The sequence below is a fragment of the Fibrella musci genome (assembly GCF_041321105.1).
Classification (GTDB): domain Bacteria; phylum Bacteroidota; class Bacteroidia; order Cytophagales; family Spirosomataceae; genus Fibrella; species Fibrella musci.
Genome location: NZ_JBGGWD010000001.1, coordinates 68,850 through 93,431, shown reverse-complemented (window position 1 = coordinate 93,431; position 24,582 = coordinate 68,850). Strand labels below are relative to the sequence as shown.

Annotated in this window: 19 protein-coding genes; 10 read left to right on the top strand and 9 right to left on the bottom strand. The window is 57.5% G+C overall.

Translation table 11 applies throughout. The features are described from left to right. Positions 1-61: 61 nt before the first annotated feature. From ACAW74_RS00390 to ACAW74_RS00360, 7 genes are all read left to right on the top strand, one after another. A complete protein-coding gene (locus ACAW74_RS00390; protein ID WP_370696207.1) occupies positions 62-2,173 on the top strand; it encodes a putative porin in 2,112 nt (703 codons plus the stop codon). A 60-nt stretch (positions 2,174-2,233) separates the two neighbouring features. Further along, on the top strand, positions 2,234-2,746 hold the full coding sequence (locus ACAW74_RS00385) for an antitoxin Xre-like helix-turn-helix domain-containing protein (RefSeq protein ID WP_370696206.1): 513 nt from the start codon (positions 2,234-2,236) through the stop codon (positions 2,744-2,746). A gap of 4 nt (positions 2,747-2,750) precedes the next feature. Then, the gene (locus ACAW74_RS00380; protein ID WP_370696205.1) at positions 2,751-3,218 is read left to right on the top strand and encodes an RES family NAD+ phosphorylase; all 468 of its coding nucleotides are present in this window, start codon (positions 2,751-2,753) and stop codon (positions 3,216-3,218) included. A gap of 110 nt (positions 3,219-3,328) precedes the next feature. Then, positions 3,329-6,862 (top strand): isoleucine--tRNA ligase, encoded by a 3,534-nt coding sequence (ileS, locus tag ACAW74_RS00375; protein WP_370696204.1) that lies wholly within the window; start codon positions 3,329-3,331, stop codon positions 6,860-6,862. Between the two features lie 264 nt (positions 6,863-7,126). Beyond that, a complete protein-coding gene (locus ACAW74_RS00370) occupies positions 7,127-9,460 on the top strand; it encodes a metallophosphoesterase (protein ID WP_370696203.1) in 2,334 nt (777 codons plus the stop codon). A gap of 301 nt (positions 9,461-9,761) precedes the next feature. Then, positions 9,762-10,382, top strand: coding sequence for an RNA-binding domain-containing protein (locus ACAW74_RS00365; RefSeq protein ID WP_370696202.1), 621 nt, complete (start codon positions 9,762-9,764; stop codon positions 10,380-10,382). Between the two features lie 112 nt (positions 10,383-10,494). After that, positions 10,495-11,418 (top strand): EamA family transporter, encoded by a 924-nt coding sequence (locus tag ACAW74_RS00360; RefSeq protein ID WP_370696201.1) that lies wholly within the window; start codon positions 10,495-10,497, stop codon positions 11,416-11,418. 3 nt (positions 11,419-11,421) lie between these two features. On the opposite strand, the gene ACAW74_RS00355 is transcribed toward ACAW74_RS00360, so the two are convergent. Beyond that, a complete protein-coding gene (locus ACAW74_RS00355) occupies positions 11,422-12,036 on the bottom strand; it encodes a deoxynucleoside kinase (RefSeq protein WP_370696200.1) in 615 nt (204 codons plus the stop codon). Between the two features lie 248 nt (positions 12,037-12,284). On the opposite strand from ACAW74_RS00355, the gene ACAW74_RS00350 reads away from it, so the two are divergent. Next, positions 12,285-13,208: a sugar phosphate isomerase/epimerase family protein gene (locus ACAW74_RS00350; RefSeq protein ID WP_370696199.1), complete on the top strand. Its 924-nt coding sequence runs from the start codon at positions 12,285-12,287 to the stop codon at positions 13,206-13,208. Between the two features lie 2 nt (positions 13,209-13,210). Here ACAW74_RS00350 and ACAW74_RS00345 read toward each other — a convergent pair whose 3' ends face one another. The 5 genes from ACAW74_RS00345 to ACAW74_RS00325 form a co-directional block, all read right to left on the bottom strand. Further along, positions 13,211-16,129 carry a carboxypeptidase-like regulatory domain-containing protein gene (locus tag ACAW74_RS00345; RefSeq protein WP_370696198.1) on the bottom strand — a complete coding sequence of 973 codons (2,919 nt, stop codon included), beginning with the start codon at positions 16,127-16,129 and terminating at the stop codon, positions 13,211-13,213. A 58-nt stretch (positions 16,130-16,187) separates the two neighbouring features. Then, positions 16,188-17,402 (bottom strand): vWA domain-containing protein, encoded by a 1,215-nt coding sequence (locus ACAW74_RS00340; protein WP_370696197.1) that lies wholly within the window; start codon positions 17,400-17,402, stop codon positions 16,188-16,190. Between the two features lie 136 nt (positions 17,403-17,538). Beyond that, positions 17,539-18,369, bottom strand: a complete 831-nt coding sequence (locus tag ACAW74_RS00335; protein WP_370696196.1) for an AAA family ATPase — start codon at positions 18,367-18,369, stop codon at positions 17,539-17,541. A gap of 135 nt (positions 18,370-18,504) precedes the next feature. After that, the gene (locus tag ACAW74_RS00330; RefSeq protein ID WP_370696195.1) at positions 18,505-19,065 is read right to left on the bottom strand and encodes a hypothetical protein; all 561 of its coding nucleotides are present in this window, start codon (positions 19,063-19,065) and stop codon (positions 18,505-18,507) included. A 121-nt stretch (positions 19,066-19,186) separates the two neighbouring features. Continuing rightward, positions 19,187-20,371: a M28 family peptidase gene (locus tag ACAW74_RS00325; RefSeq protein ID WP_370696194.1), complete on the bottom strand. Its 1,185-nt coding sequence runs from the start codon at positions 20,369-20,371 to the stop codon at positions 19,187-19,189. 78 nt (positions 20,372-20,449) lie between these two features. Here ACAW74_RS00325 and ACAW74_RS00320 point away from each other — a divergent pair, with 78 nt between their 5' ends. Beyond that, positions 20,450-21,466 carry a glycosyltransferase family 2 protein gene (locus tag ACAW74_RS00320; protein ID WP_370696193.1) on the top strand — a complete coding sequence of 339 codons (1,017 nt, stop codon included), beginning with the start codon at positions 20,450-20,452 and terminating at the stop codon, positions 21,464-21,466. Further along, positions 21,427-22,212 (top strand): polysaccharide deacetylase family protein, encoded by a 786-nt coding sequence (locus ACAW74_RS00315; protein WP_370696192.1) that lies wholly within the window; start codon positions 21,427-21,429, stop codon positions 22,210-22,212. The genes ACAW74_RS00320 and ACAW74_RS00315 overlap by 40 nt, the downstream gene beginning before the upstream one ends. A 121-nt stretch (positions 22,213-22,333) precedes the next feature. On the opposite strand, the gene ACAW74_RS00310 is transcribed toward ACAW74_RS00315, so the two are convergent. From ACAW74_RS00310 to ACAW74_RS00300, 3 genes are all read right to left on the bottom strand, one after another. Continuing rightward, entirely contained in the window at positions 22,334-22,651 is a 318-nt protein-coding gene (locus tag ACAW74_RS00310) for a DciA family protein (protein ID WP_370696191.1), read from the bottom strand. Positions 22,652-22,829: 178 nt separating this feature from the next. Further along, a complete protein-coding gene (locus ACAW74_RS00305; RefSeq protein ID WP_370696190.1) occupies positions 22,830-23,693 on the bottom strand; it encodes a hypothetical protein in 864 nt (287 codons plus the stop codon). Between the two features lie 94 nt (positions 23,694-23,787). After that, complete coding sequence (locus tag ACAW74_RS00300) at positions 23,788-24,549, bottom strand: LytR/AlgR family response regulator transcription factor (RefSeq protein ID WP_370696189.1); 762 nt, start codon at positions 24,547-24,549, stop codon at positions 23,788-23,790. Positions 24,550-24,582 lie beyond the last annotated feature (33 nt).

The following is a 24,582-nucleotide window of genomic DNA, read 5'->3' as shown; positions in this document are numbered from 1 at the left end:
GCTTAGCGTTGCAGGCTTGGCGTTGCAAAGCGAGCTTGGCCGACTTCAGGTATTCCTTTTCATGCGTTATCGTTTTCTCGTCCTTTTCTCCCTGCTTGGCTGGTTCACCGACCTACAGGCCCAGCAAACCGGCTTCCCCACCGCGGGCTCTCAATCGGGTAATGGCTTTCCCGGCACGGGAGGCACCTTTCCGGGTGGTGGCGCCGGCCGCCCCGGTGGGCAGGGGCCGGGCGTAGGCATCGACGACTCGACGAAGGTGATCTACGGCCCCAAAACGACCCGTTTTTTTCTGGAAAGCGATGTCTTTAACAACCGCAAAACGCTGTACCTGACCGATACGGCGCTGGTGGGTGTGCATCAGTTTGAGTTTACCCAGCGCAACAAAAACCTGCTGACCGACCTCGGTAACCTGGGTACACCGTTGCGGCCCGTTTATTACAATACCCCCATACAGATTGGCGCCCAGCAGGGCTACTATGTGTTTTCGCCCTTTGGCTACCAGACCGATCAGGTACGTTACTACGATACCAAATCGCCATTTACCGAACTGTATCTGGTATTGGGCGGGCGAAACCAGAACATCCTGAACTTCGACTTTAATCAGAACATCACGCCCCGACTCAACGCGGGCTTTGCCATTCAGCGCTTCACGTCGGAGCGGCAGTTTGGCCTGCCGGGCAGCACCTCGCAGACGCAGCGCCTGCTGGCCCAGAACTGGGGCGTGCTACTCCACGGCAACTACCGGACAGCCGATGACCGCTATGTGTTGCTGGCGCACCTCAACCACATGAACCACAGCCTCCCGGAGCAGGGCGGCAACGTACCCAACAGTCCGCTGCCCGGTCAGGATAGCATCACGATTGATTACGAGGGGCAGGCCAAGCTGGCCGCGACATTGGGCTGGGAACGGCGCACGGCCATTCACCTCTACCACCAGTATGCCCCGGCGCAAGGGATACAGTTCTTCCACAAACTGGATTATCTCACGCGCATCAACAACTACCGCGATGATGCCGTCGTGGAGAATCAGAACTTTTCCCGTTTTTACGATACCCGCTCCGTTGGCGGCGATGGTAACGCGTTCATTCCGGCCCGGTTTGGCGACAGCACCCGCATTCAGCAGGATGTCTATTGGCAGTCGATCGACAACACGTTCGGCGTGAAGGGCATCTTCACCCGACGGGGGGCTGCCTACAACTACCGGGTCTATTACCGCCCCCGTTATTACAGTCAGCAGGGTGATTACAACGTCTTATCAACGACACTGGTGACCGGAACCGGATCGGAAACCGCCTTGGGCAACACGTCACCACTGCAACGCTACGATACGCGCAAGAGCTTCGAGAACTACATCGGCGGCTGGGTCGGCTATTATTTCCCCGACAGCCTGTCCCGTCTGACGGCCGAAGGTGAGTTTCTGGTGGCCGACATCGGCTCGACCAACACGGGCGCGTTCCGGCTCAACGGGCAACTGGAAAGCAAGTATTTCACGGCGGGTTTTACGTCGGTGCAGGCCGCGCCCCCGCTGATCGCCCAGCGATTCATCAGCAACGTGCAGAGCCTCACCTGGACCAATACGGCCAACCAGTTTCAACGTACCCAGCACGCCTACGGGCAACTGAACGTGCGCACTAAAAACTGGCTCGTCACGCCCGGCGCCGATTTCTGGCTCATCGACAACTACGTGTATTTCGACCGGCAGGCTCGACCCGCCCAGTCAGGGGCCTTTACCATGCTACGGCTGGGCCTGGGTGCCAACTACACCCGCTCGCGCTTTCAGGCCAGTGCGCAGGCGTATTACACGCTCAATGCCGGTAATGATGTACTGCGTGTACCGACGTTCTTTTTCAATGGCCGCATTCAGTACGATTTCATTTACGCCAAGGTGCTGCACATCCAGACGGGTATTCAGCTCCACTACAAATCGGCTTATTACGGCAACGCCTACAATCCCGTTACGCAACAATACTATTTGCAGGATCAGCAACTGGTAGAAGGCGCGCTGCTGGCCGACGTGTTTGCCAACATGCGCGTGAACCGGGTTCGTTTCTTCGTGAAGCTAAACCACGCCAATCAGGGACTGCTGGGTCCAGCCGGTTATTTCGTAGCGCCCGGCTTCCTCCAACTTCAGCGCGGATTCGGTTTCGGCGTCGACTGGCTGTTGTTCGACTAGGAACGCATTTTTGCCATTCTCTGTTGGTACATTTGCCAGTATAGCATTTGAACGAACACCATGCAGACCGCTTCACCCAGTATAGGTTTTATTCAGCAGGCACGGCGGGGTATCTTGCGTCGTCGGGTCGATGAAGTGGCTAAGCTGGTCGGCCTGACGGACAAAGAGATGGCCTATGCGCTGGCTATGTCGGTGCGGAGCCTGCATGGTAAAGCGCCTCACGAACCATTGTCATTGTCAGCTGGCGAACGCTTGCTTTTGCTCGAACAACTGCTTCGGCACGGACTCGCTGTTTTTGATGGACGTGCTGACTTACTGAGTCGGTGGCTACGTACCCCATTGGACGAACTCGCTTACCGAACAGGATCCGATACCAGCGATGCGGAGACGACCATGCCTCTTAGCACGCTGGGCAGCTTTCACGAACCCTTTGTCGCCTACGTACCCACGGCTCAGCCACCCTCAACGGATGGCCTGGTTCCTCAGTCGCCGCTGGCTGTACTGGATACGGTATCGGGCTTTATGTTAGCCGACGACGTACTGGGCCGAATTGAGTGGGGGCTAGTTGGGTAATCCAGTGGACGTATATCGCATCAATAAAGCGCCTTATCACACCGATCCCCTCTCGGTTATAGGAAGTCATCGGTACGGCGGCCGGTGGAACCCCAAAGGACGGGGCATACTTTACACAAGCCGAACACCCGAACTCGCCTTACTGGAAACGCTGGTTCACCTGCCGCCTGTAGCGTTACCCGAGTTACCGCAGATCTGGTTAAGTACCTTACGTTTGCCCGACGGCCCTGATACCGTGTTTTGGCTGGAAGCCGCCCGGCTGCCTACTTACTGGAAGCAGGGTACTCTCGCCGAGACACAAGGCATTCTGGGGGAGTGGTTAACAGCTCCGTTTTGTCTTGCTATAGCGGTGCCATCTGCTATTTTGGAGATTTCGTATAATCTCTTGCTTCATCCGCAGCATCCCGACTTTTCGCAGGTTGAACTCATTCGGCAGCAGCCGATCCCCCTGGACAGACGGTTGGTAGACTAGCCTGTTGACTTTTCGACGTGGACTAACCGGTAGTTCGCAGGTCGGCTTTCTACCTATCAGGAAACCTATACGATTTCCAAAACCTTATAGGTTTGAACTATGCCGTATCTTTGCGGCCTGACATTCCCGTTTGCGACGTGCTTTATAACGAATACAAAAATCTGGATTATGCCCGGGTGGCCGATGACGTGCTGGCGCACTGGAAACGGACCCGCGCTTTCGAACAGTCGGTGGCGATCCGCGACGGACAGCCAACCTTTACCTTCTACGAAGGGCCACCATCGGCCAACGGGATGCCGGGCATTCACCACGTGATGGCCCGGACCATTAAAGACATTTTCTGCCGTTACAAAACGCTGCGGGGCTTTCAGGTAAACCGCAAAGGCGGCTGGGATACGCACGGCCTGCCCATCGAGTTGCAGGTCGAGAAGGAGCTTGGCATCACCAAAGACGATATCGGCAAAAGCATCAGCGTTGAGGAATACAACCAGAAGTGCCGCGAGGCAGTCATGAAATTCACCGACCGGTGGAATGACTTGACCGAGCGCATGGGCTACTGGGTCGACCTCGACAACCCCTATGTCACCTACCGCAATGAGTACATCGAGTCGATCTGGTGGCTACTGAAGCAACTCTACGACAAAGGGTTACTCTACAAAGGCTATACCATCCAGCCGTTTTCGCCCAAGGCCGGCACGGGCCTGAGCTCACACGAGTTGAACATGCCAGGTACGTATAAGGACGTGAAGGACACGACCATCGTGGCGCAGTTCAAGGTGAAACCCAACGGTAAGTCGGGCTTCCTGTTCTTCGATTCGAACGATGCCGACGTGTACATCCTGGCCTGGACAACTACGCCCTGGACGCTGCCTGCCAACTCGGCCCTCACGGTTGGCGCCAACATCGACTATGTGCTGGTGAAAACGATCAACCCCTACACGCATCAGCTGGTGCATGTGGTACTGGCGAAAGCGCTGGTGAGTCGCTGGTTCAATGAGAAGAGCCGCGTCGACAGCCCCGACAGCGCGGCGGCGTTCGATGCCTACCTGCCTACCGACAAAACGCAGCCCTGGGCGCTGGTGTCGGAGTTTAAAGGCAAAGACCTGGAGGGCATCGAATATGAGCAGTTGATGCCGTATGTAGACCCCACCCCAGCCCTCCCCTCAAAAGCAGGAGAGGGAGTTGGCAAGGCGTTCCGGGTGATTCTGGGCGATTTCGTGACGACGGAAGACGGCACGGGGGTGGTACATACCTCGCCTACGTTCGGGGCTGATGACTTCCGGGTGGCGCAGCAAAACGGCGTGCCGGCGATCATGGTGAAGGACGAAACCGGCAAGGACGTACCTGTTGTAGACCGGCAGGGGCGGTTCGTGGCCCAGATCACGGATTTCGCCCACCGGTACGTAAAAGAAGAATACTACAGCGACGAGGAGCGTGCCGATCCGGATTTCCGGCCCACCGACGTGCTGATCGCCATCAAGCTGAAAGAAGAAAACAAGGCGTTCCGGGTGGAGAAGTACGAACACCCCTACCCGCACTGCTGGCGCACCGACAAGCCCATCCTGTATTACCCGCTTGATAGCTGGTTTATCCGTACCACGGCGGTGAAAGACCGGCTGGTGGAGCTGAACAAAACCATCAACTGGCAACCCGAAAGCACGGGCACCGGCCGGTTTGGCAATTGGCTCGAAAACCTCGTCGACTGGAACCTCAGCCGCAGCCGTTACTGGGGTACGCCCCTGCCGATCTGGCGCAGCGAGTCGGCCGTTGGCGGTCGCCACGAAGAAGTGTGCATCGGATCGGTGGCGGAGTTGCTGGAAAAGGTGCAGCAGGCGCAGGCCACCGACGTACTGACCGACGAGCAACGTACCCAGAATGAGGCGTTCCTGGCGGCACACGCAGCCGGTACGTTCGATCTGCACCGCCCTTACTCCGACGAGATTTACCTCGTATCGCCGTCGGGGCAGCTGATGCAGCGCGAACCAGACCTGATCGACGTGTGGTTCGACTCGGGCGCGATGCCGTATGCGCAGTGGCATTACCCGTTTGAGAACAAAGACGTGTTCGAACAGGCGTTCCCGGCCGATTTTATCTCGGAAGGGGTCGATCAGACGCGTGGCTGGTTCTTTACGCTCCACGCCATTGCGGGCATGCTGTTCGACTCAGTGGCGTTCAAAAACGTGGTGTCCACGGGCTTGGTGCTCGACAAGAACGGCAACAAAATGTCGAAGCGGCTGGGCAATGCCGTCGACCCGTTCGCGACGCTGAGCCAATATGGCCCCGATGCCACGCGCTGGTACATGATCACCAACGCCGAGCCCTGGGATAACCTGAAGTTTAACCTCGACGGCATTGTGGAGGTGCAGCGCCGCTTCTTCGGTACGCTCACCAACACGTACAATTTCTTTGCCCTCTACGCCAACCTCGACGGGTACCAGATCGAGCCGGCCGACCGCCGCATTCCGCGCGAGCAGTTGCCCGAAATGGACCGCTGGATTCTGTCGAAGCTGAACACGCTGATTCGGGAGGTGACCGAGCAATTCGATACCTACAACCCCACCAAAGCAGGGCGGCTGGTGCAGGATTTCGTCAACGACCAACTCTCAAACTGGTACGTGCGCCTGTGTCGGCGGCGTTTCTGGACCGGGGGCTCAGGCGATGGGGAACTGACGGCCGACAAACGCGGGGCCTACCAGACGCTGCACCATTGCCTATCGACGGTGGCGCAACTGATGTCGCCCATCGCTCCGTTCTACGCCGATTGGCTATACCGCAACCTGACGGGCCGTTCGTTCGACGAAACCGCTACGCCAGCCAATAGCAGCGAAGCGGGCGCGGATGCGTTTTTCCAGCACGATTCGGTGCACTTTACTGATTGGGTCGCCGCCGACGACACCTGGATCGACACCGATCTGGAAACGTCGATGGCGCTCGCGCAGCAAATCAGTTCGATGGTCCACGGCCTGCGGAAAGGGCACAAGTTGAAAGTACGCCAGCCCCTATCGCGCCTGATGATCCCAGTGCTGACACCCGACACGCGGCGGCAGATCGAACACGTGGCTCCCATTATTCAGAGCGAAGTGAACGTGAAAGCCGTGGAGTTTGTCGACGACGCCAGCGGCATCCTCACCAAGAAGGTGAAACCGAACTTCAAGGCGCTCGGCCCCAAATTCGGCAAGCAGATGAAAGACGTGGCCGCTGCCATCACCGGCATGACGGGCGACCAACTGACCGAACTGGAACGTACCCAGACGATCGAACTGAGCGGTTTCAGCATCGCCCTGACGGACGTAGAGATTCTGACGGAGGATATTCCCGGCTGGGTGGTAGCGACTGATGGCCCGCTGACGGTAGCCCTCGACGTAAAACTGACCGACGAACTGCGCCGCGAGGGCATCGCCCGCGACGTGGTGAACCGGATTCAGAACCTGCGCAAGGACCAGCAGTTTGAGGTAACCGACAAGATCCGGATTCAGTTGGAGCGCAACGATGAACTGCTCGCAGCGGCTGTAGAAGCCAATAAAGCCTACATTCAGCAGGAAGTACAGGCCGTTGAACTAGACTTGGTTACGGGCCTCAACGGCTCATCCGTCGAGATCGAAATGGACGAGTTTGTGCTCAAAGTCGTTGTGGAGAAAGCGTAAAGTGATGTTCAACGTTCAAGGTCCAATGTTTAAGGTTGGCTGACGCAACAGTAACCGCACGTCAGCCAACCTTGAACATTGGACCTTGAACGTTGAACCTAACATCAAAATCTGGCACGGCATTTGCTACTCTTTGTGTACCCATATCTGTGATTGCCAACAGCCTCAAAGAGTACATACATACTATACCACTAAGCCCGTGCCGCTCTGCGACCGGGCTTTTTTGTTTGTTGTACCTTTACGTGTCTGTTAGCCGCTCAACTCATGTCTTACACGCTACGTTTTGTCTATTTTGTCGCGCTGTTGTTTATCGTTTCATCGCCGGGCGCGGCGCAAACCATCGTGCGCGGGCCCTACCTGCAAAACGTAACGCCAACGAGCATCGTGGTCCGCTGGCGAACCGATCAGCCTACCGACAGTCGGGTTCGGTTTGGCGACAACCTCGCCCGGCAAGCCGCCGATGGCCAACAAACCACCGAACACGTAGTGACCCTGACAGGCCTGCAACCCGCCACGCGCTACGGGTACGTGGTGGGTACGTCGGCGAAGGACCTGCTCACACCCGACGCCTCGTATTTCTTCATCACCTCACCCGCCCCAGCCTCGGTAGCCCCCGTGCGGCTGTGGGTACTGGGTGACTTCGGTACGGGCTCGGAGCGGCAGAAACAAGCGACCGAGTCGTTTGTCGAAGCCAGTAAATCCCGCCGCCCTGACCTGTGGGTCTGGCTGGGCGACAATGCCTACTCCAGCGGAACTGACGATGAATACCAGCGTTATGTCTTCGACTATTACCCAACGTACCTGCGTAACCTACCCGCAGTAGCGACCCCCGGCAACCACGACTACCACGACGATAACAACGACTTCAACGTACCCTATTACGCCCTCACCAGCCATCCGCAACGCGGCGAGGCGGGGGGCGTGCCGTCGGGGTCGCCGTCGTATTATTCGCTCGACTATGGACCGGTGCACCTGATTTCGCTCGATTCGTTTGGCAATGAAGCGGGTAAGCACCGCATCTGGGACACCACCGGCACGCAGATTCAATGGCTCAAGCGCGACCTCGCCGCCAACAAAAAGCCCTGGACGATTATTTTCTTCCACCACCCGCCCTACACCCAGGGCTCGCGCAACGCCGATACCGAGCAGGATCTGATTCTGAACCGCGAACGCCTGACACCCATCTTTGAGCGTTACAACGTCGATCTGGTGCTGAGCGGCCATAGCCACGTCTACGAACGTACCTACCAGATTCGCGGGCATCGGGGCCTGTCGACTACGTTCGACAAGCGTACCATGACCGTCGACAGCAGCACGGGGCGCTACGACGGGTCGGCCAACTCCTGCCCGATTCTGCCCGCCAAAGGCAGTGTGGTTTATATCGTGAATGGATCGGGCGGGGCCAATACAGGCCGGGCGCCCAATTACCCGCACAAGGCCATGGTGTACAGCTACACCGACGAAGGCGGTTCCATGCTCATCGACGTAGCCGAAAACCGGCTCGATGCCCAATGGATAGCCCCCAGCGGCGTGAAAGACCGCTTCACGATGGTCAAAAACGTAAATCGCCGCCAGACGCTTTCCGTAGAATACGCCGATACGCTGGCACTGACAGCCTCCTGGACGGGGGCCAACGTGACGGGTAATGGGCTGCCTGCTACCTATACCTGGTCGAATGGGCAAACAGGGCGTACGATCCGCGCGGTCAATCAGTCAGGTACGTTCCGGGTTACCGACGGACGGGGTTGTCTGGCCGATGAATACACGGTGCAGGTGGGTGCCCGCCCCCGGCTGTCGGTGTCGCTCACCTCGACTGGTGCTGTTTGTGCGGGCGGTTCACTGGCCATTACGACCACGTTTGAAAACACCACCAAGAGCGCCGGGCAGTGCGAGCTGCAACTCTCCGATGCATCGGGTAATTTCGCCGCCTCCACGGTGCTGGGTACGTTCCCGCTGGCTAAAAATCAGACCGTTACACTGCCCACCACGCTTGGCGCGGGCAGCGGCTATCGGCTGCGGCTGGTATCGCGTGGGGTGCCCTACGCCGACATGGTTGCCAGCGCGGCCTTCAGCGTGCTGAAAACCGCAACGGCAACCGTCACCGGTTCGGCATCGGTGCTGGCCGGGCAACCGGCTTCGGTGACGCTTGCCCTTACAGGCTCATCGCCCTGGCGGGGTAGTTTTTCCGACGGCACCACCTTTTCGGCGACCGCTAGCCCCACCGTTGTGGCGTTTTCAGCACCCCGCCCCGGCTTAACTACCCTTAGTAGCATCAGCAATGATTGCGGGTCGGGCACCATCCTGAACGGCAATGCCGTATCGGTACTCCTGCCCACTCCAACCGAGCCCATTATCGACAATCTAGTGCATGTTTACCCCAATCCGGGCAACGGAGATACTTGGGTGGAATTCCTTACAGATACCCCCGACCCTGTTCAACTACGCGTATTAACGCTCACTGGTACTGAAGTAAGCAGCCAGTCAATTGGCAATGTTACTAAAAATAAAAGAATATTTATACATAATGACCGATCAGGGCCTTACTTTATACAAGTCATTTTCAACAACCAGACCAAAACATACAAAATAGTAAGATAGATACTTAGTAAAAGTACATAAATTTTAATTTGGCAAAACTAACATGTATTGATACGTTTGATAAGCCGCTCGCATAGTTGACTTTATTCCGCTTCAGGTCAACAACGCATAGGCGCTTTACCTGCGCTTATCCAACTATTTTTTCGCACGTACGACACAGGTCTACTCGGAGTATACTGCTCTGGGCAGGCCTGTGTATGTTTTTTCGCGTGCGCTCGCTCTGCTGTGATTCGCTACGGTGTACGCTCACCAGCAAACACAACCAGCCTTACTTTATTGTTATCTATCCAAACCTTATCCAATGAAGCGACTAGCCCCCTATCTTGAGCAGGGCGAAGGTATTCAGATTGAATACAAACGCACACTATCCAGCGCCTATCGCATTGCCCGAACCCTCACGGCCTTCGCCAACACCTCAGGTGGTACTATCCTGATTGGCGTCGACGATGACGGGCGAACGGTGGGCATCGACTCCGAATACCGGGAGATGCAGATTATCGAACGCGCCACCGATTTCCTGATCGAACCGACGCTATCGGTTTCCTACGAGATTGTCAGGCACGAAGGGCGCAATGTGCTGGTGGTGACGGTACCCGAAAGCGATGAAAAACCCCACACGGCGGTCAACGAACACAACGAACGCACGATTTACGTTCGGCAGCGCGATAAATCGGTGCCGACGCAGCGCCTGCTGATTGACGACAACGAGGTCAACCAGCAACTGTTACAGACGACGATGGTGAAAAACCTGCTTCAGTTTCTGCGAAAGAACGATAGCGTCACGGCGGCCAGACTGGCGAAGCTGGTTAATATTTCGGAGTACCGCGCCAACAAACTGCTGCACGACCTCACCCGGCAAGGTGTGCTGCTGATGGTCGATAAGCCACGACCGGCCCATTTTTCGCTTAAGAAAGACGGCTAGCTTGCCTTTTTCCAAGGAAAACTATAAGCCTGCCCATAGCTAACGAGCCAACGCTACGGATACTGCTACTTTTGCAGGGTCGATATTCGCCAACAGAGTATTGTCGATACGCATGACTATTGATTCGCCCCGTTCCGACGTCAGGCAGCCCGACCGCGTTCAATTGTGGTCGGCTTTAGGGGCCGTTTACCTGCTTTGGGGGTCTACCTACCTGTTCATTCACTTCATGACCGAACAGATGCCGCCACTCTACATGGCGTCGGTGCGGTATCTGGTCTCGGGGAGTCTGCTTTACGGCTACGCCCGGCTGACGGGCAGCGAACGCCCAACCCGTCAGCATTGGCAATCGACGGCGCTGATCGGTTTTTTCCTGCTGACAATCGCCAACGGCGCGCTGACCATCGCTGTACAGTATATTCCAACCGGGATGGCGGCGCTGTTGGGTGGCCTGTTACCTATTTTTCTGTTGCTCCTGAACTGGCTCTGGTTTGCCCGCGTTCGGCCCACGACCCTCTCGCTGCTGGGCGTTGGGGTGGGGGTTATCGGCATCTACCTGCTCATTAAACCCGACCGGCTGGTGAGCACGGGTGGTGTGCACGCCAACCTCATCGGCACGTCGCTGGTGGCGGCGGGCAATCTGTCGTGGGCTGTGGGTACGTTGCTTACACCGCGCCTTCCGCAACCCGGACAAACGCTGGCGAGCGGCATGCAAATGCTACTGGGCGGCTTTTTTCTGTTGGTTATCAGCCTATTGACCGAACCAGTCGGCGTGTTCAGTATTCTGATTGCGCCCACCAAAGCTCTGTGGTCGGTGCTGTATCTGGTCGTTTTTGGCAGCATCATCGGCTTTTCGTCCTACGCCTGGCTGGCGCGCAACGCCACGCCCTCGCTCCTGTCGACCTACGCCTTTGTCAACCCGGTAGTAGCCGTTTTGCTGGGCGTTCTGTTTGCGGGCGAGGTGTTCTCGGGCCGGTCGCTGGTGGGGGCCGGGGTGGCGCTGATCGGCGTGGTGCTGCTCACGCTGGGCCGCAAGTAGCCCCTACACTTTAACGGCCAGTTGCCGATCGATGAGGCCGATCACGTGCTGCAAATCGTCGGGATTGTTGGCGTAGTCGAGGTTATTCACGTCGATGACGAGCAGATCGCCCGCCTGATATTGCTGGGCAAATTCGTCATACAACAGGTTCAGGCTTTGCAGGTAAGTCGGGCTCATGGCCTGCTCGAAATCGCGCCCCCGTTTTTTGATCTGCCCGATCAGCTTCGGCAAGTCGGCGCGCAGGTAGATCATCAGATCGGGCGGGCGCACCAGACTCAGCATGTTATCGAACAACGACCGATACGTTTCGTAGTCGCGCGGCACCATCATGTTGGTGTCGTAGAGGTTCTTGGCGAAAATGTAAGCGTCTTCGTAAATAGTCCGGTCCTGAATCACACTCCGCCCCGACTCCCGGATTTTCTGCACCTGTTCAAACCGGCTGTTCAGGAAATAGATTTGCAGGTGAAACGACCAACGGGCCATATCACCGTAGAAATCAGCAAGATACGGGTTACCTTCCACGGCTTCGTAGAGAACGTCCCAGCCGTAGTGTGCCGCTAATTGTTTGGCCAGGGTAGTCTTCCCGGCGCCGATATTTCCGGTAATCGCAATGTGCATGAACGCGTATGAAGTTGACGGGTACGTTAGAATGCCTCAAAAATCTGGTCTGGGCGTCGCTTTGCCAACACAAAGCGAGACAATCTTTTACCATAGTGCCAGCCGATCGCCATCCTGCCCCGGCAAGGTTGTCGTCAACCCGCTGATTGCCTGCCCGTTCGGCTTTGACTGCACCGGTTTGCTGCCGAAAGCCGTGAACTTTAGGGAAGTATTGTCTTTTACTGGCAGATCACAACTTCCACCCTGCCATGAGCCCGTCGCGCCGCCAGTTTTTAACCTCTTTCTCGTTGGGTACTGCTGCCCTCGCCACCGCCCCGTCGCTGGTTGTGCCAGCCGTGGCCGCGCCCCTCTCGCTGTCCTGCAATTCCTACTCGTGGCTGACGTTCTACGAGCGGGCGGGCAAGCAGTGGATGAAGGACCCCGACGCATCGATGCGCGATTATGTGGCGTCGGGCTTCACGGCCTATGAACCCAGCATCGACTCGCCCGCCGCCGCCAACGCGCTGGCTCCTTTGTTGAAAAAATATGGGCTGACGATGCCCTCCATCTACGTCAACAGTTCGCTGCATAACCGGGCCGAGGCCGACACGTCGATTACGATGGCGCTGGCGATCGCCGATGCCGTGAAACCACTGGGTACCCGCATTATCGTCACAAACCCCAACCCCATCAAATGGGGGTCTGGGGAGAACAAATCCGACGAGCAACTCGACGAACAGCTGCGCAACCTCGACCGGCTGGGGGCGTCTCTCCGGCAGCGCGGCCTCACACTGGCCTACCATACCCACGCGCCCGAACACCGCGCCGCCGCCCGCGAATTTCACCACATGATGCTCGGCAGTAACCCCGACCACGTGAAGCTGTGTCTGGATGCCCATTGGGTATATCGCGGCTCCGAAAACTCGCAGGTGGCGTTGTTCGACGTGGTCAAGCTGTACGGCAAACGCATCGCGTCGATGCACGTGCGGCAGTCGAACGGGGGCATCTGGGCGGAGACCTTCTCCCCCACCGGCGACATCGACTACAACCGACTAATTACGAGCATCAAGCAATTGGGCGTCAGGCCGTTGGTTGTGCTGGAACAATGCCTCGAAAAAGGCTCGCCCAACACCCTAGATGGGGTTGCCGCCCATAAAGCCGATCTGGTCGAGGCCCGTCGCGTCTTTGTATAACGTCAATGCGACCCGCCCACCGACAGGGTTTGCACGCACGAGACCGGTAGCCCCGCATCAGTCACGCCCTGAATTGTCAGCCGGAGGGTTCGTACCGAAGGAGTCACCTCGATCGGGATGGTTAGCTGCCCGTAGGCGTCGGTGGTGGCGAGTGGCAACCAGGCCAGCACGTCGCGGCGGGCGTTGGGTACGTTGGTTAGGGGCGGCAACGCCGCCGGATTGGCATAGCCCCGCAGCGTGTGTCGGCTTACACCCTTCACCGAAGCGGCCTCGCGGGTCGTTTTGGTGTAAAACGCGATAACGCCCCGTGCGGAATTAGCCCCGTAGATTGCTGCTACCGATCCTGACTTGAGCACTTCGATCCGTTCGATATTGGCGGGCGAAAAGGCCAGCAGTTGCGTTCCATCGGTATCGTTGATGGGAAAGCCATCCATCAGAAACAGCGGGTTTTGCATGGTAGCATCGGCCGTGGGTTTAGGTGGAGGCGGCGCACCAAAACCCGTTTGTACGGGTACGGCCGCATTCATGATCGACGACGTACCCGGAAACTTTACCGAATAGCTCAACCGCCCTTTTACCAGCACCTCCTCCACCCGAATCGACGGCACCTTAGCCTGGATGAGAAAATACAGATTAGTCACGTTTGGTGTCTGGTCGGTCAACACAATCGTCTGGTCGACCCGGTCGTGCAGGCTGCGGAGTCGCACATCGTCGGGGCGGTCGTCGATGGGGCGGCTAGCCCGTACGGCCACTTCGTTCAGTTGACGCGCATCGGCTTGCCGATATTGCGCCGGGGCAGCCTGCTGGCGTTGCCGGCCCGCCTCGATCATCGATCGCCATTGGGCCACGTACCGGGCTACGTTGGGTACAACCGGCAACGTACCTGGCGCGTCGGCTCCATTCCCAAACGACACCTTCGCCTCGATGGGCTTACCACGCCGGTTGGTCACCCGCACCATGACCTGCGTCGTATCGGGCAAGTCGAGCTGATCAACGATAAACTGCCCGGTTGCATCCGTTTGCGCTACCCGCATCTGAACGGCGGGGTCGCCAGTCGCGAAAACGGTCACGTTGTATGGTGGCTTTTCGGTACTTACCACCGTTCCGTGCAGGGTAATGTCGGGCTGTATTGCCACCGGCCGGGTGGTCGACGATTGCCTGTCGGCAAGGGCGAGTTGAGTCGGGAGGTCAGGCCCCAGCGAATCGGGTGGCACCAGTTCGGCATCGGTTATTGCCACCGACAGTTGGGCAAACACAGACCGGCCCTGTTCGTCCTGTAAGGTTATGTGGAGTGGGCGGGCAGCCGCGTTGTCTGGAGCCACGCCTAACACAGCCGTCGCGACGATGCCTTTCGAAACAGCCGGTTGAGCCATCGGCCAGCGCCGACGGTCGGGCTGAGCCGTTGGGGCGGGGGGGCTGGGTACGTCGGAATGACTGGTATTCACCACCACAATGGGGCGTTCAAAAGCAGGCTGGCCCTGCTGGCGGCTCGCCTCCGTATAGGCCCGAAGCCAGTACGTACCCGTCGCCAGCGTATCCGACAGGCGGAACGTACCGGCCGTGCGCCCTTCCCGCACGGGCAACCACTGATGCTGCACCAGCGTCTGCCGGTCTGACCACAGATCAACGCTCAGCGCGGGGCCAACCGCCGCCGTATCGACTTTCGACCGGCCCTTGAGCACGTACCCACTCAGCCCCAGCCGGTCGCCGGTGAGGTACAGTGGCTTGTCGATGTGCAGAAAAACGTGCGGCAACCCACTGGCCAGCTTTCCTGTCGACGTCGGTGGTGGTAAGGCAGTGGTTGAATCGCGGCGGGGCGGGGTCGTGCGTTGCCAGTCGTCGGGCAGGGCGGTGGCGAGGCGATCGTCGCTGAGGTAGCCAACGGCCTCGAAACCACGCGGTGCCGTAATGGCCCCCGCCGTAGTGAAACCCAGCGATTTCTGAGGCATCACCAGTTTTGAAAAGGCATAGGGCGCATCCCGATAGGGCGAATTACGGGGGTTATACCGGGTGTAGAACACTTCAAGCGTGCTCATACTGACCAGAAAGCGCTCGTGGGGCTGCGCGCCGGCCAGCACCAGCGTGCTCAGGTCGATTGGCTTCAGATGCCGGCCCAGTTCCGTACCCAGCGTCGGCGGCGGGTTGTCAGGAAGAGGGCGGTCGGGGTTGGTTTGGTAGACCAGAAACCCTTCTTTCTCGTGTGTACCCATTGCCAGACTAGCCAGCAGGTGCCGCAACGACCCTCGGTAAGCAACCTCCCGGTTACGTTGCCAGGTACCTGTCTGCTTGGGCGAGTCGGGTTTGAGTTCGCTGAAGAGCGTAGTACCGCCAAAGACCACCCGCCCGGTCTGGCTCTGGCTGCGGAACCCCAGCAGCGTGTAGTGTAGCCGGAACCCCAGCGCCCGGTTGTCGATAAGGAGTGGCGCCGTGGCCGTAGCCGTCAGCGTCCCGTTGGATTCGCTGAACGTGAGCACCTCCGGGTTGACAATGGTGCATTTACCCGCAAACGGCGACGTACCCAGCAAATCGCGCTTGAACCGATCCAGCTGCCCTTCCCACTGGCGATCTTTCCCAGCTTTAACGACTACGTCGTTCAACAGGTTGGTCATCGGGAAGAGCGTGATTTCGAGCAGGCGGGGCCGGGCTTCTTTGACATCAATGGTCTTGCGCTCGGCCGTAAAGCCGGTATACGAAACCACCAGTTCAGTCGTGCCGAAGGGCACATCAGGTAGCGTGAAGACGCCTTTTTCGTCGGTATTGGTGCCGCGGGTAGTGCTGTTGATGTAGACCGACGCAAACGGCAGGGGCTCACCCGTGGTGGCGTTGGTAATTTTGCCCGTCAGGGTAGCGCGTTGGGTAGGTTGCGCCTGCATGAGAAGGGGCAGACAGCAAAGGCAGAAAAGCCAGCGAAGGGTAGTCATGACGGTCGGGATACGGTAAGGGACAGCAACTTACAGCAATTCCCCAAACGGTCTGTCGTCAAAACGTCACCTTCGGATTTTTCAGGGATTTCATGGCCTGCCCCAGCCCGCCGAGCGTCAGCGGAAACATGCGGTTACCGGACCAGTCGCGGATAAGATTGGTGCTGTTGGTGTACTGCCAGTAGCCCGCCGGGGTGGGGTTCAGCCAGACCAGATACGGATACTGCGCCTTGAACCGATCGAGCCAGACGAGGCCCGCCTCTTCGTTGTAATGCTCGACGCTCCCGCGTGGCTGCGTGAGTTCGTAGGGTGCCATGGCGGCGTCGCCCACAAAAATTACTTTATACTCCCGGTTGTACTTGTGCAGCACCTCCCAGGTCGGGATGCGGTCACGGCGGCGATGCGGTCCGTCGCCACGGTTGTCTTTCCAAAGCGTTTCGTACACGCAGTTGTGGAAGTACAGAAATTCGAGGTGTTTGAACTGGTAGCGCGCCGCCGAAAATAGCTGGTTGCACAAGTCGATGTGTTCGTCCATCGAGCCGCCCACGTCGAACAGAAGCAGCACTTTTACCCGGTTCTGCCGCGACGGTTGCAGCTTCACGTCGAGATAGCCCCCGTTCCGGCTTGTTTCGGCAATGGTCTCGTCGATGTCCAGTTCCGTAGGGGCTCCTTCGCGCGTCAGTATCCGCAGGCGGCGCAGGGCCATCTTCATGTTTCGGGTATTCAGTTCCACCCCATCGTCCAGGTTTTTGTAGTCGCGGTTCTCCCAGACCTTGGTGGCCCGGCGATTGCCTGCCGAGTCAGCGGGCGATTGGCCCAGTTTGAATCCTTCCGGCGCGTACCCCCTATTACCGAAGGGCGACGTACCGCCCGTACCGATCCAGGTATTACCGCCTTCGTGGCGTTCCTGCTGTTCGTCGAGCAGTTTTCGCAGGCGATCATACAGGGCATCGAGGCCGCCAGCGGCTTCCAGCGCCGCTTTTTCGTCGTCGGTGAGGTTCAGCGCCAGCGCATCACTCAGCCAGGCGGGAGGCACCTCGGGCAGCGCCTCACCGGTAACCACCAACGTACCTGACACCCACTCGCCAAACACCCGGTCGAACAGGTCGAGGTGCTGCTCGTGCTTAACCAGCGTGGTCTTACTGAGGTAATAAAAATCGTCGATCGTTGTGCCGCCCACGTCGCTCCGCAACGCCTCCAGCAGCGTCAGGTATTCCGACAACGTTACCGGCAACGCCTGTTGCCGCAGCAGGAGAAAGAAAGCGAGGAACATAGCTTAATGGATAATGAATGATGTACAATGCACGATGAACAAAGACCCCGTATGATTACATAACTGGCTGAAGGATACTGTACTGCACCGTTCATTGTACATTATTCATCGTGCATTGTACATTATTCATTCTCCTTTACTTCCGCGTCCGGAGGGCGGCGAGCAGGTCGGCATCCTGTTCGTTTTTGAGGAGGGCACCGAGGTAAGGCGGTACCTCACGCAGGTTTTCGAGGTCGGTGAGGTCGTCGTGGGTGACGCCCGCTACCACCAGCAGCCGAATCCAGTCGATCAGTTCGCTCGTCGAGGGCTTCTTTTTCAGCGCTTTTACGTCACGGATGCCGTAGAACACCGACAATGCTTTGGCCATCAGTTCGCCCGGTAGTTTCGGGAAATGCACGTCGACGATCTGCTGCATCGTATCGCGGTTGGGGAACCGGATGTAATGAAAGAAGCAGCGGCGCAGAAAGGCGTCGGGCAGTTCTTTTTCGTTGTTCGACGTAATGATGACCACCGGCCGGTGACGCGCCCGGATCGTCTGCCGCAGTTCGTAGCAATAAAACTCCATGCGGTCGAGCTCCTGCAACAGATCATTGGGGAATTCGATGTCGGCCTTGTCGATTTCGTCGATCAGCAACACCGCCGACTCATCGGTATCGAAGGCTTCCCAGAGTTTTCCTTTTTTGATGTACGCCGCCAGATCGCCTACTTCGCGGTCGCCCAGTTGCGAGTCGCGGAGGCGCGAGACGGCGTCGTATTCATACAGTCCCTGCTGCGCCGTGGTGGTCGATTTGACGTGCCAGGTAAATAACGGTTTATTGAGCGCCCGCGCCACTTCGAACGCCAGCAACGTCTTGCCGGTGCCGGGCTCACCCTTGATGAGCAGCGGCTTCTGCAACTGCATAGCAGCATTGACGGCCACGCTCAACTCGCGGGTGGCCACGTAGGCGTCGGTTCCCTGGAATTGCATTGGAGTTATGTTCAAGGTCCAAGCGGCCTATCGCCGCAGGTCCAATGTCCAAGGTAGCTGACGCGACTTATTCTGGAGTCTGCTACTTTGGAGATTGGATCTGCGGCGATAGGCCGCTTGGACCTTGAACGCTATTTACTCTTCCTCATCGCTCGAAAACGAGTAGAGCGTTTGGTCGAGGCGGAGTGAGTTGCTATTGAATTGATTGATGAACTGTTCGATGACTTCGTCGGTGATGTCTTCGGCGTTGAGGCAGACATCGATGCCGATGCCGTATTCAAAGCCCCGGTCGAGTTCGACGTGTTCTTTTACTTTGACGGCCTCAGTGTCTTCCAGCTCTTCGATGAGTTCGGTCAACACCTCTTCGACTTCTTCTTCTTTTTCGGTGTCGATGCGGTAGCCGGGGGCGCGTTCTTCAGGAGGCTGGTAGCCGGGGTACGTCTTCTTCACCTGATCAACGGCCATTTCATAGACCATGCTGCTGTGGTGCAACCGCAACGTATAAATGAGCCCGTCAAAAATTACTTCCTGCCCCTCATCTTTTCCAACAAATTGGATGTGGGCACACTCCCCCGACTCCAGTACTTCCAGTTCGTCGTCTTCGACGTAGACAAACGAACGCCCGGTCTGTCGGCACTCATCTTTTAGTGCATTGATTTCGTCGGGTCGATACCCGTCATTCTTATACGTTGCCATTTGTGTAGATACAGTTTAGGATCTGGCGACACGAAATTAATGTTAACTAGTTGTTAGTCAACCGCTAGTAACATTGCTTCATTTTCTATCAACCGCTGAACCTGCTGAATAATGGCCTAAGTTACGGATTTCGCGCGTCATGCCACGCGCGCACCACGGCTTCGGCAAAGTCGATGGCGGTGTGCATGGGGGTTTCGTCGACGGCAGACAGCACATCATCGGGGCGGTGAATGCGGGGCATGCTACCGTCGGGAGCCAGCGCGCACAGGGCAAGCGTGGGTACGTTGCCACCCCGCACAAACCACGCGCTGTCGAAGTCGGCGGTGTGCCACCGGCCGGTCTGGGTACGTTCCCGAAACGGCGGTGTCGTGGCCAGTTGCCGGGCCAGATCGGTCAGGGCATTGTCGTAGCGCAGCACCTCGACCGTCCCCGTCTGCTCAATGATGGTCAGCTTCCCGGCACCAAGCGTATCGAAGTTGATCACGATCGTCTGCTGGCCATTCATGGGCCATTTGGGGCGATTTTTCTGCGCATAGGCCAGCGACCCCAGCATACCGGCCTCTTCGGCCGAGGGCAACAACACCTCTACCAACAGACCCGGCAACTCACCGGCCTGGCTCGCCCGTTGCAGCCGATCGGCGGTTTCGATGGCCGCCACCACGCCCGTGGCATTATCGCTGGCACCGTTGGTGTAGCCTTTCGTCCAGTACCCAATGCTGCCTAAGATAGCCTGCGCGATGAGGTACAGCGCCACCAGCCCGACACCCCAGCTTACCCATACTGGCCGCCCCGCAACTATATAGACCAACAACAGGACTACACCCAGCGTCATGACCATCAGCGACAGGATCAACGATGTCCGAAACGACCGCTGCTGCTTTGGGCTATACAGTGCCGACACCGGGGCGGTGTCATAGTGCGCCATCAGCACCACGTGCGTGCTGACCGGCTCGGCGTCGGGGCGGGGCCATCGGGCCACCACGTTGAAAGCTGTGTGCTGCACCGGCCAGGTGCTGATGAGCGTGGGCCGCCAGTTGAAATACCGCCACGCCTGAATCAAAAAAAAGAACGATACGGCCAGTCCAATTTGTTGTAGTAAAAATCCTGCGCTTAGCCCAAGCCCCATACCCAGCAATAGCCCGCCGATCAGCCAGTAAACAATGGTTACGTAGGTTTTGGGCGTCTGGAACGGTTCCAGGCGGGTGGTGGCACCCCGTTCAGTCAGGGTATCGGCCAGCAGCCGGGCGGCTTCGCGTTCGCAGTTGGTGGCCGCGCCCCGATGCGGAAATTGACAAAGTGACTGCAAAAGGAAATTTGTCGATGGGGCTGAGGGGGATTTAGTCATAAGCAAGTGTATCTTTACGAAAAAATACGCATCTTTTTAATGTCTTTTTTACTCGTTCCTAACCTGATCAGCCTTGTTGTACCTGCCTACAACGAGCAGGAGAATCTGCCGGTACTGGTTGAGCGGTTGCGCACCGTTATGGGCTCGCTCAGCGACCCGGCTACTGACCGGCCGGTCGCTTACGAGATCCTGATCGTCGACGACGGTAGCACCGACCGTACCAAGGCCGTGTTGCGACAACTAAGCATGCGTTACAACGAAGTACGCTTTATTTCCTTTTCACGCAACTTTGGGCATCAGGTAGCGCTACGCGCGGGCTACGAGCACGCTCGCGGGGTTTGCGCTATTAGCCTCGACGCCGATTTGCAGCATCCCCCCGAACTGATTCCGACGCTGGTGAAGAAGTGGCGCGAGGGGTTTGACGTGGTGTATACCGTGCGGCATCAGGACCCCAATTTACCCTGGACGAAGCGATTTACCTCCCGTAATTTCTACCGGCTTTTGAGGGCTGCGTCTGACCTGGAACTGGAAGATGGCGCCGCCGATTTCCGATTGCTCGACCGAAAAGTACTCAACGTTTTGAAGCAACATCAGGAGAACGATCTGTTTCTGCGGGGGATGATTTCGTGGATGGGTTTTCGGCAGTGTCGCATTGAGTATGAGCCGGCTGCCCGGTTCGCTGGCACCACTAAATACTCGTTTAAGAAGATGTTACAGCTGGCCATGATGGGCATCACGTCGTTCAGCACCAAACCGCTGTATATCTCCGTGGTGGTTGGTTTGTGCATGGCACTCTTCTCCTCGCTGTTTGGGCTGGAAGTTTTGTACGAGTATTTCTTCACGAACGCCACGGTGTCTGGCTGGACCACGTTGGTGCTGCTTGTCGTGCTGATTGGGGGCGTGCAGTTTATCGTCATCGGCATTATGGGCGTATATTTGGGCAAAACCTTTATCGAGGTGAAACGTCGCCCGCCCTACATCGTTGGCGATTCGAGTGAGATCGAGGAAATTATTCAATGGCAAGTACCCAACCCCGCCGCATTCTCTTCACAGTAGACGTCGAAGAATTTGACACCGCCGTCGAATTTGGCCACAATATCCCGCTAAGCGAACAGATTGCCGTCTCGACGCAGGGCCTGCGCCTGCTGGCCGAGCGATTCGACGCGCTCGACGCCCGCACGACGCTGTTTACTACAGCCAATTATGCGCTGCACGAACCTGCGTTGATGAAGCAGCTGGCCCAACGGCACGAGATTGCTTCGCACGGCTATTACCATACGACCTTCGAACCGGCCGACCTGGGTACGTCGAAACAGGCGCTGGAAACCTTGCTGGAAAAACCCATCCGGGGGTTCCGGCGGGCGCGCATGGGCGAAACCAACCCCGACGACCTGATTGCGGCTGGGTACGTCTATAACTCATCGTTGCACCCGACGTTTATACCGGGCCGTTATAACCACTGGGGCGAGCCGCGATTGCCCTTTAAGGAAAAAACGATCTGGCAGATTCCGGCTTCGGTTACGCCCAATCTGCGGCTGCCGCTCTTCTGGCTGAGCCTGAAAAACTTTCCGTTTGCGATCTACAAACAGCTTTGCCTGCAAACGCTCAAGGCCGACGGTTTCGTGAACCTGTACGTACACCCCTGGGAGTTTACCGATCTGGCCCAGTATGATAAGATTCCAACCTACGTGAAGCGCCACTCGCGCCACGAACTCCTCGACCGGGTAGAAGCCTTGCTTCGCTACCTGCGCACCGAAGGCGGCGAGTACCAGACGATGGATGAGTTTGTGGGGCAACTTTGAAGTCTGGAAAGTCTGATAGAAACAAAGTCCGGAGTCTCGATAGTCGTTTTTGTGTTGCTTACGCACACTAAAAAATGGACTATCGAGACTCCGGACTTTGTTTCTATCAGACTTTCCAGACTCAAATAAAGATCACATCCGTGATGACTTCAGAGCCGATCTCTTTATTGACGAGTTGAATGACTTTCTGCTTGGCGTTGACCAGTTCGTTGCGCAGGGGGGCCGACGACAATTCGATGTACAAAACGCTGTCGCGGACGTAGAGGCGGGTGGTGCGGGAGGCAATCGTTTGCCCCATCATACGGCCCCAAAAGGCTTCCAGGTACGTTTCGTTGAACCGACCACGCAGTTTATACACCTGTAGCAGCTTCTCGAAAGCTTCTTTGACAGTTGTCGTGCCAGGCTGTCGTGATGTGGGCGAAATGTACTTGTTGGTCATGGAATGGAAGGCCGTTCAGTTGGATAACGACAAAGTTAAACGCCTAGTCACGTAACCCCTCGGTTACAGGGAAACATTTTTTAGCGGTGGTAAACTCGAGTCTTGACAGTCACAGAAGAAAGGAAGTTCGGAGTCTGGACAGTCGTTTTTCAGTGTGTAGATGTATCACCAAAAACGACTATCCCGACTCCGGACCTCCTTTCTTCTGCGACTGTCCAGCCTTTATAGCCGCCTGTTCGGGCTTTGCTTTTTTGTACACCTCGTCGAACGGTTCGCCCGCGGCCAATTTCCGGACAAACGGGAGCAGGGGTGGCTGCTTTTCGGTAGCCAGCCAGCGCGCGACCTCGCGGCCGGCGGCCAGATAGGCCAGCATGACCCGCCCATAATTGCCGTAGAAAAAATCGCGGGTCGTTTCGAGGGAGGGCAGCGTGGGCACAAACTGCGGGTGTTGGGCCATCAGGCCACGCGTGCGGTATTTCCATTCGGCATCGTACTCGGCAAACCGAACGGCGGGGTTGTTAGTAGGGCTGGTAAAGCGGTAATCGACCATCAGCGCGAGCCCTTCGTTGAACCACTGCGGCACCTGCCGTTTGATAGTCAGCCAGCCGAGGCGGGCAAACAGTTCGTCGTGGCACAGCTCGTGGGCCATTACGTCGGGGCTGTTGCCTTCGGGACCCAGCACCAGAAATGAACTCCCCCACGGTAGCCCGATGCTGCACCCAGCCCCTTCACCCCCCGAACAGTAGCGGGCATACTGCTCCTGCGTAGGGCAGTAGATGAGCACGGCCCTCCCCTGCCGGTTTCCCCAGAAGCGGCCGATCCGTTCGCTCGCCACGTCGAGGTGACGCGCCAGCACAGCCCGCTGCCGGGGCGTGGCGTCGTTGCTGACATAGACGGTATGCTGTTGTTGCTGAAGGGCCGTAAAGTCGCCCGAATAGCCAACCGTGAGGCAGCGCCAGAGTGTCGGGAAGGCAACGACCAACCCAATCGGCAGGGCAATCAGAAACGACACAAACCACCTCAACAGTGCAGAACGGCGCATGAAAAAAGTATGCAGTTAGCAGTATCCAGTAGCTGATGCCGGCGCGTGGGCGCCCGTCTACTGGTTATTGTACACTGCTAACTGCATACTGCTTTCAAAGTTCCATTAGTTGACGGACATTGTCGGCGTAGGTACTGCCGGTGGTGAGGCGGGTTTGTTTGCTGTCGTTGAGCGTGAGCACGTATTTCCCGTCGAAATGCTTCTGAAACTCCCGAATGCGGTGGCGGTTGACGATGACCGCCCGGCTGATCCGCACGAACGTCTCGGGCAGTTTTTCGTCGAGGCTGGCGATGGTGTAGGTAGTTAGGAACTTCTGCCCGTCGTGGGTAGCCAGGAACACGTATTTTTCTTCGGCTTCGAAAAACGCAATATCGGCCAGTGGGATGAGGCGAATCTTATCGCCGGTTTTGACCGAGATCGAGAAGATCTCTTTTTTCGGCTTCATCTGCTCCAGCAGGCGGGCCAGGTTGTCGGTATACGGGTTGGCAGCGGCCTGATCGTGCCCACGCAGCAGTTTGATCTTCTGCACTGTCCGCTCCAGCCGGTCGGCCTCGATGGGCTTCAGCAGGTAATCGACTGAGTTTTCTTCAAAAGCCCGAATGGCGTATTGGTCGTAGGCGGTCGCAAACACCACCAGCGGCATGTACGATAGCCGACCCAGCATCTCGAAGCCGTTGAGCAGGGGCATTTCGATATCCAGAAAAATAACGTCCGGCCGCTGGGCCTCCACCATTGCCAGCCCTTCGGCGCCGTTGGTGGCCTCGCCGATAATCGTGAAGGTGTCGGCATGTTTGGCCAGGAGCCGACGCAGGCGGCTGATCGCCAGGGGTTCATCGTCAATCAGGAGGGCAGTCATACGTAGGGCAAGGCGTTGGCCCTGCCGGTTAAG

What these genes read in the sequence shown, in the direction of transcription:
- ACAW74_RS00320 (WP_370696193.1), top strand. Translation starts at nt 20,450, where the DNA reads ATGTCTTTTTTACTCGTTCCTAACCTGATCAGCCTTGTTGTACCTGCC.
- ACAW74_RS00385 (WP_370696206.1), top strand. Translation starts at nt 2,234, where the DNA reads ATGCAGACCGCTTCACCCAGTATAGGTTTTATTCAGCAGGCACGGCGG.
- ACAW74_RS00345 (WP_370696198.1), bottom strand. Translation starts at nt 16,129, where the DNA reads ATGACTACCCTTCGCTGGCTTTTCTGCCTTTGCTGTCTGCCCCTTCTC.
- ACAW74_RS00390 (WP_370696207.1), top strand. Translation starts at nt 62, where the DNA reads ATGCGTTATCGTTTTCTCGTCCTTTTCTCCCTGCTTGGCTGGTTCACC.
- ACAW74_RS00300 (WP_370696189.1), bottom strand. Translation starts at nt 24,549, where the DNA reads ATGACTGCCCTCCTGATTGACGATGAACCCCTGGCGATCAGCCGCCTG.
- ACAW74_RS00330 (WP_370696195.1), bottom strand. Translation starts at nt 19,065, where the DNA reads ATGGCAACGTATAAGAATGACGGGTATCGACCCGACGAAATCAATGCA.
- ACAW74_RS00310 (WP_370696191.1), bottom strand. Translation starts at nt 22,651, where the DNA reads ATGACCAACAAGTACATTTCGCCCACATCACGACAGCCTGGCACGACA.
- ACAW74_RS00340 (WP_370696197.1), bottom strand. Translation starts at nt 17,402, where the DNA reads ATGTTCCTCGCTTTCTTTCTCCTGCTGCGGCAACAGGCGTTGCCGGTA.
- ACAW74_RS00370 (WP_370696203.1), top strand. Translation starts at nt 7,127, where the DNA reads ATGTCTTACACGCTACGTTTTGTCTATTTTGTCGCGCTGTTGTTTATC.
- ACAW74_RS00350 (WP_370696199.1), top strand. Translation starts at nt 12,285, where the DNA reads ATGAGCCCGTCGCGCCGCCAGTTTTTAACCTCTTTCTCGTTGGGTACT.
- ACAW74_RS00305 (WP_370696190.1), bottom strand. Translation starts at nt 23,693, where the DNA reads ATGCGCCGTTCTGCACTGTTGAGGTGGTTTGTGTCGTTTCTGATTGCC.
- ACAW74_RS00315 (WP_370696192.1), top strand. Translation starts at nt 21,427, where the DNA reads ATGGCAAGTACCCAACCCCGCCGCATTCTCTTCACAGTAGACGTCGAA.
- ACAW74_RS00335 (WP_370696196.1), bottom strand. Translation starts at nt 18,369, where the DNA reads ATGCAATTCCAGGGAACCGACGCCTACGTGGCCACCCGCGAGTTGAGC.
- ACAW74_RS00355 (WP_370696200.1), bottom strand. Translation starts at nt 12,036, where the DNA reads ATGCACATTGCGATTACCGGAAATATCGGCGCCGGGAAGACTACCCTG.
- ACAW74_RS00365 (WP_370696202.1), top strand. Translation starts at nt 9,762, where the DNA reads ATGAAGCGACTAGCCCCCTATCTTGAGCAGGGCGAAGGTATTCAGATT.
- ACAW74_RS00360 (WP_370696201.1), top strand. Translation starts at nt 10,495, where the DNA reads ATGACTATTGATTCGCCCCGTTCCGACGTCAGGCAGCCCGACCGCGTT.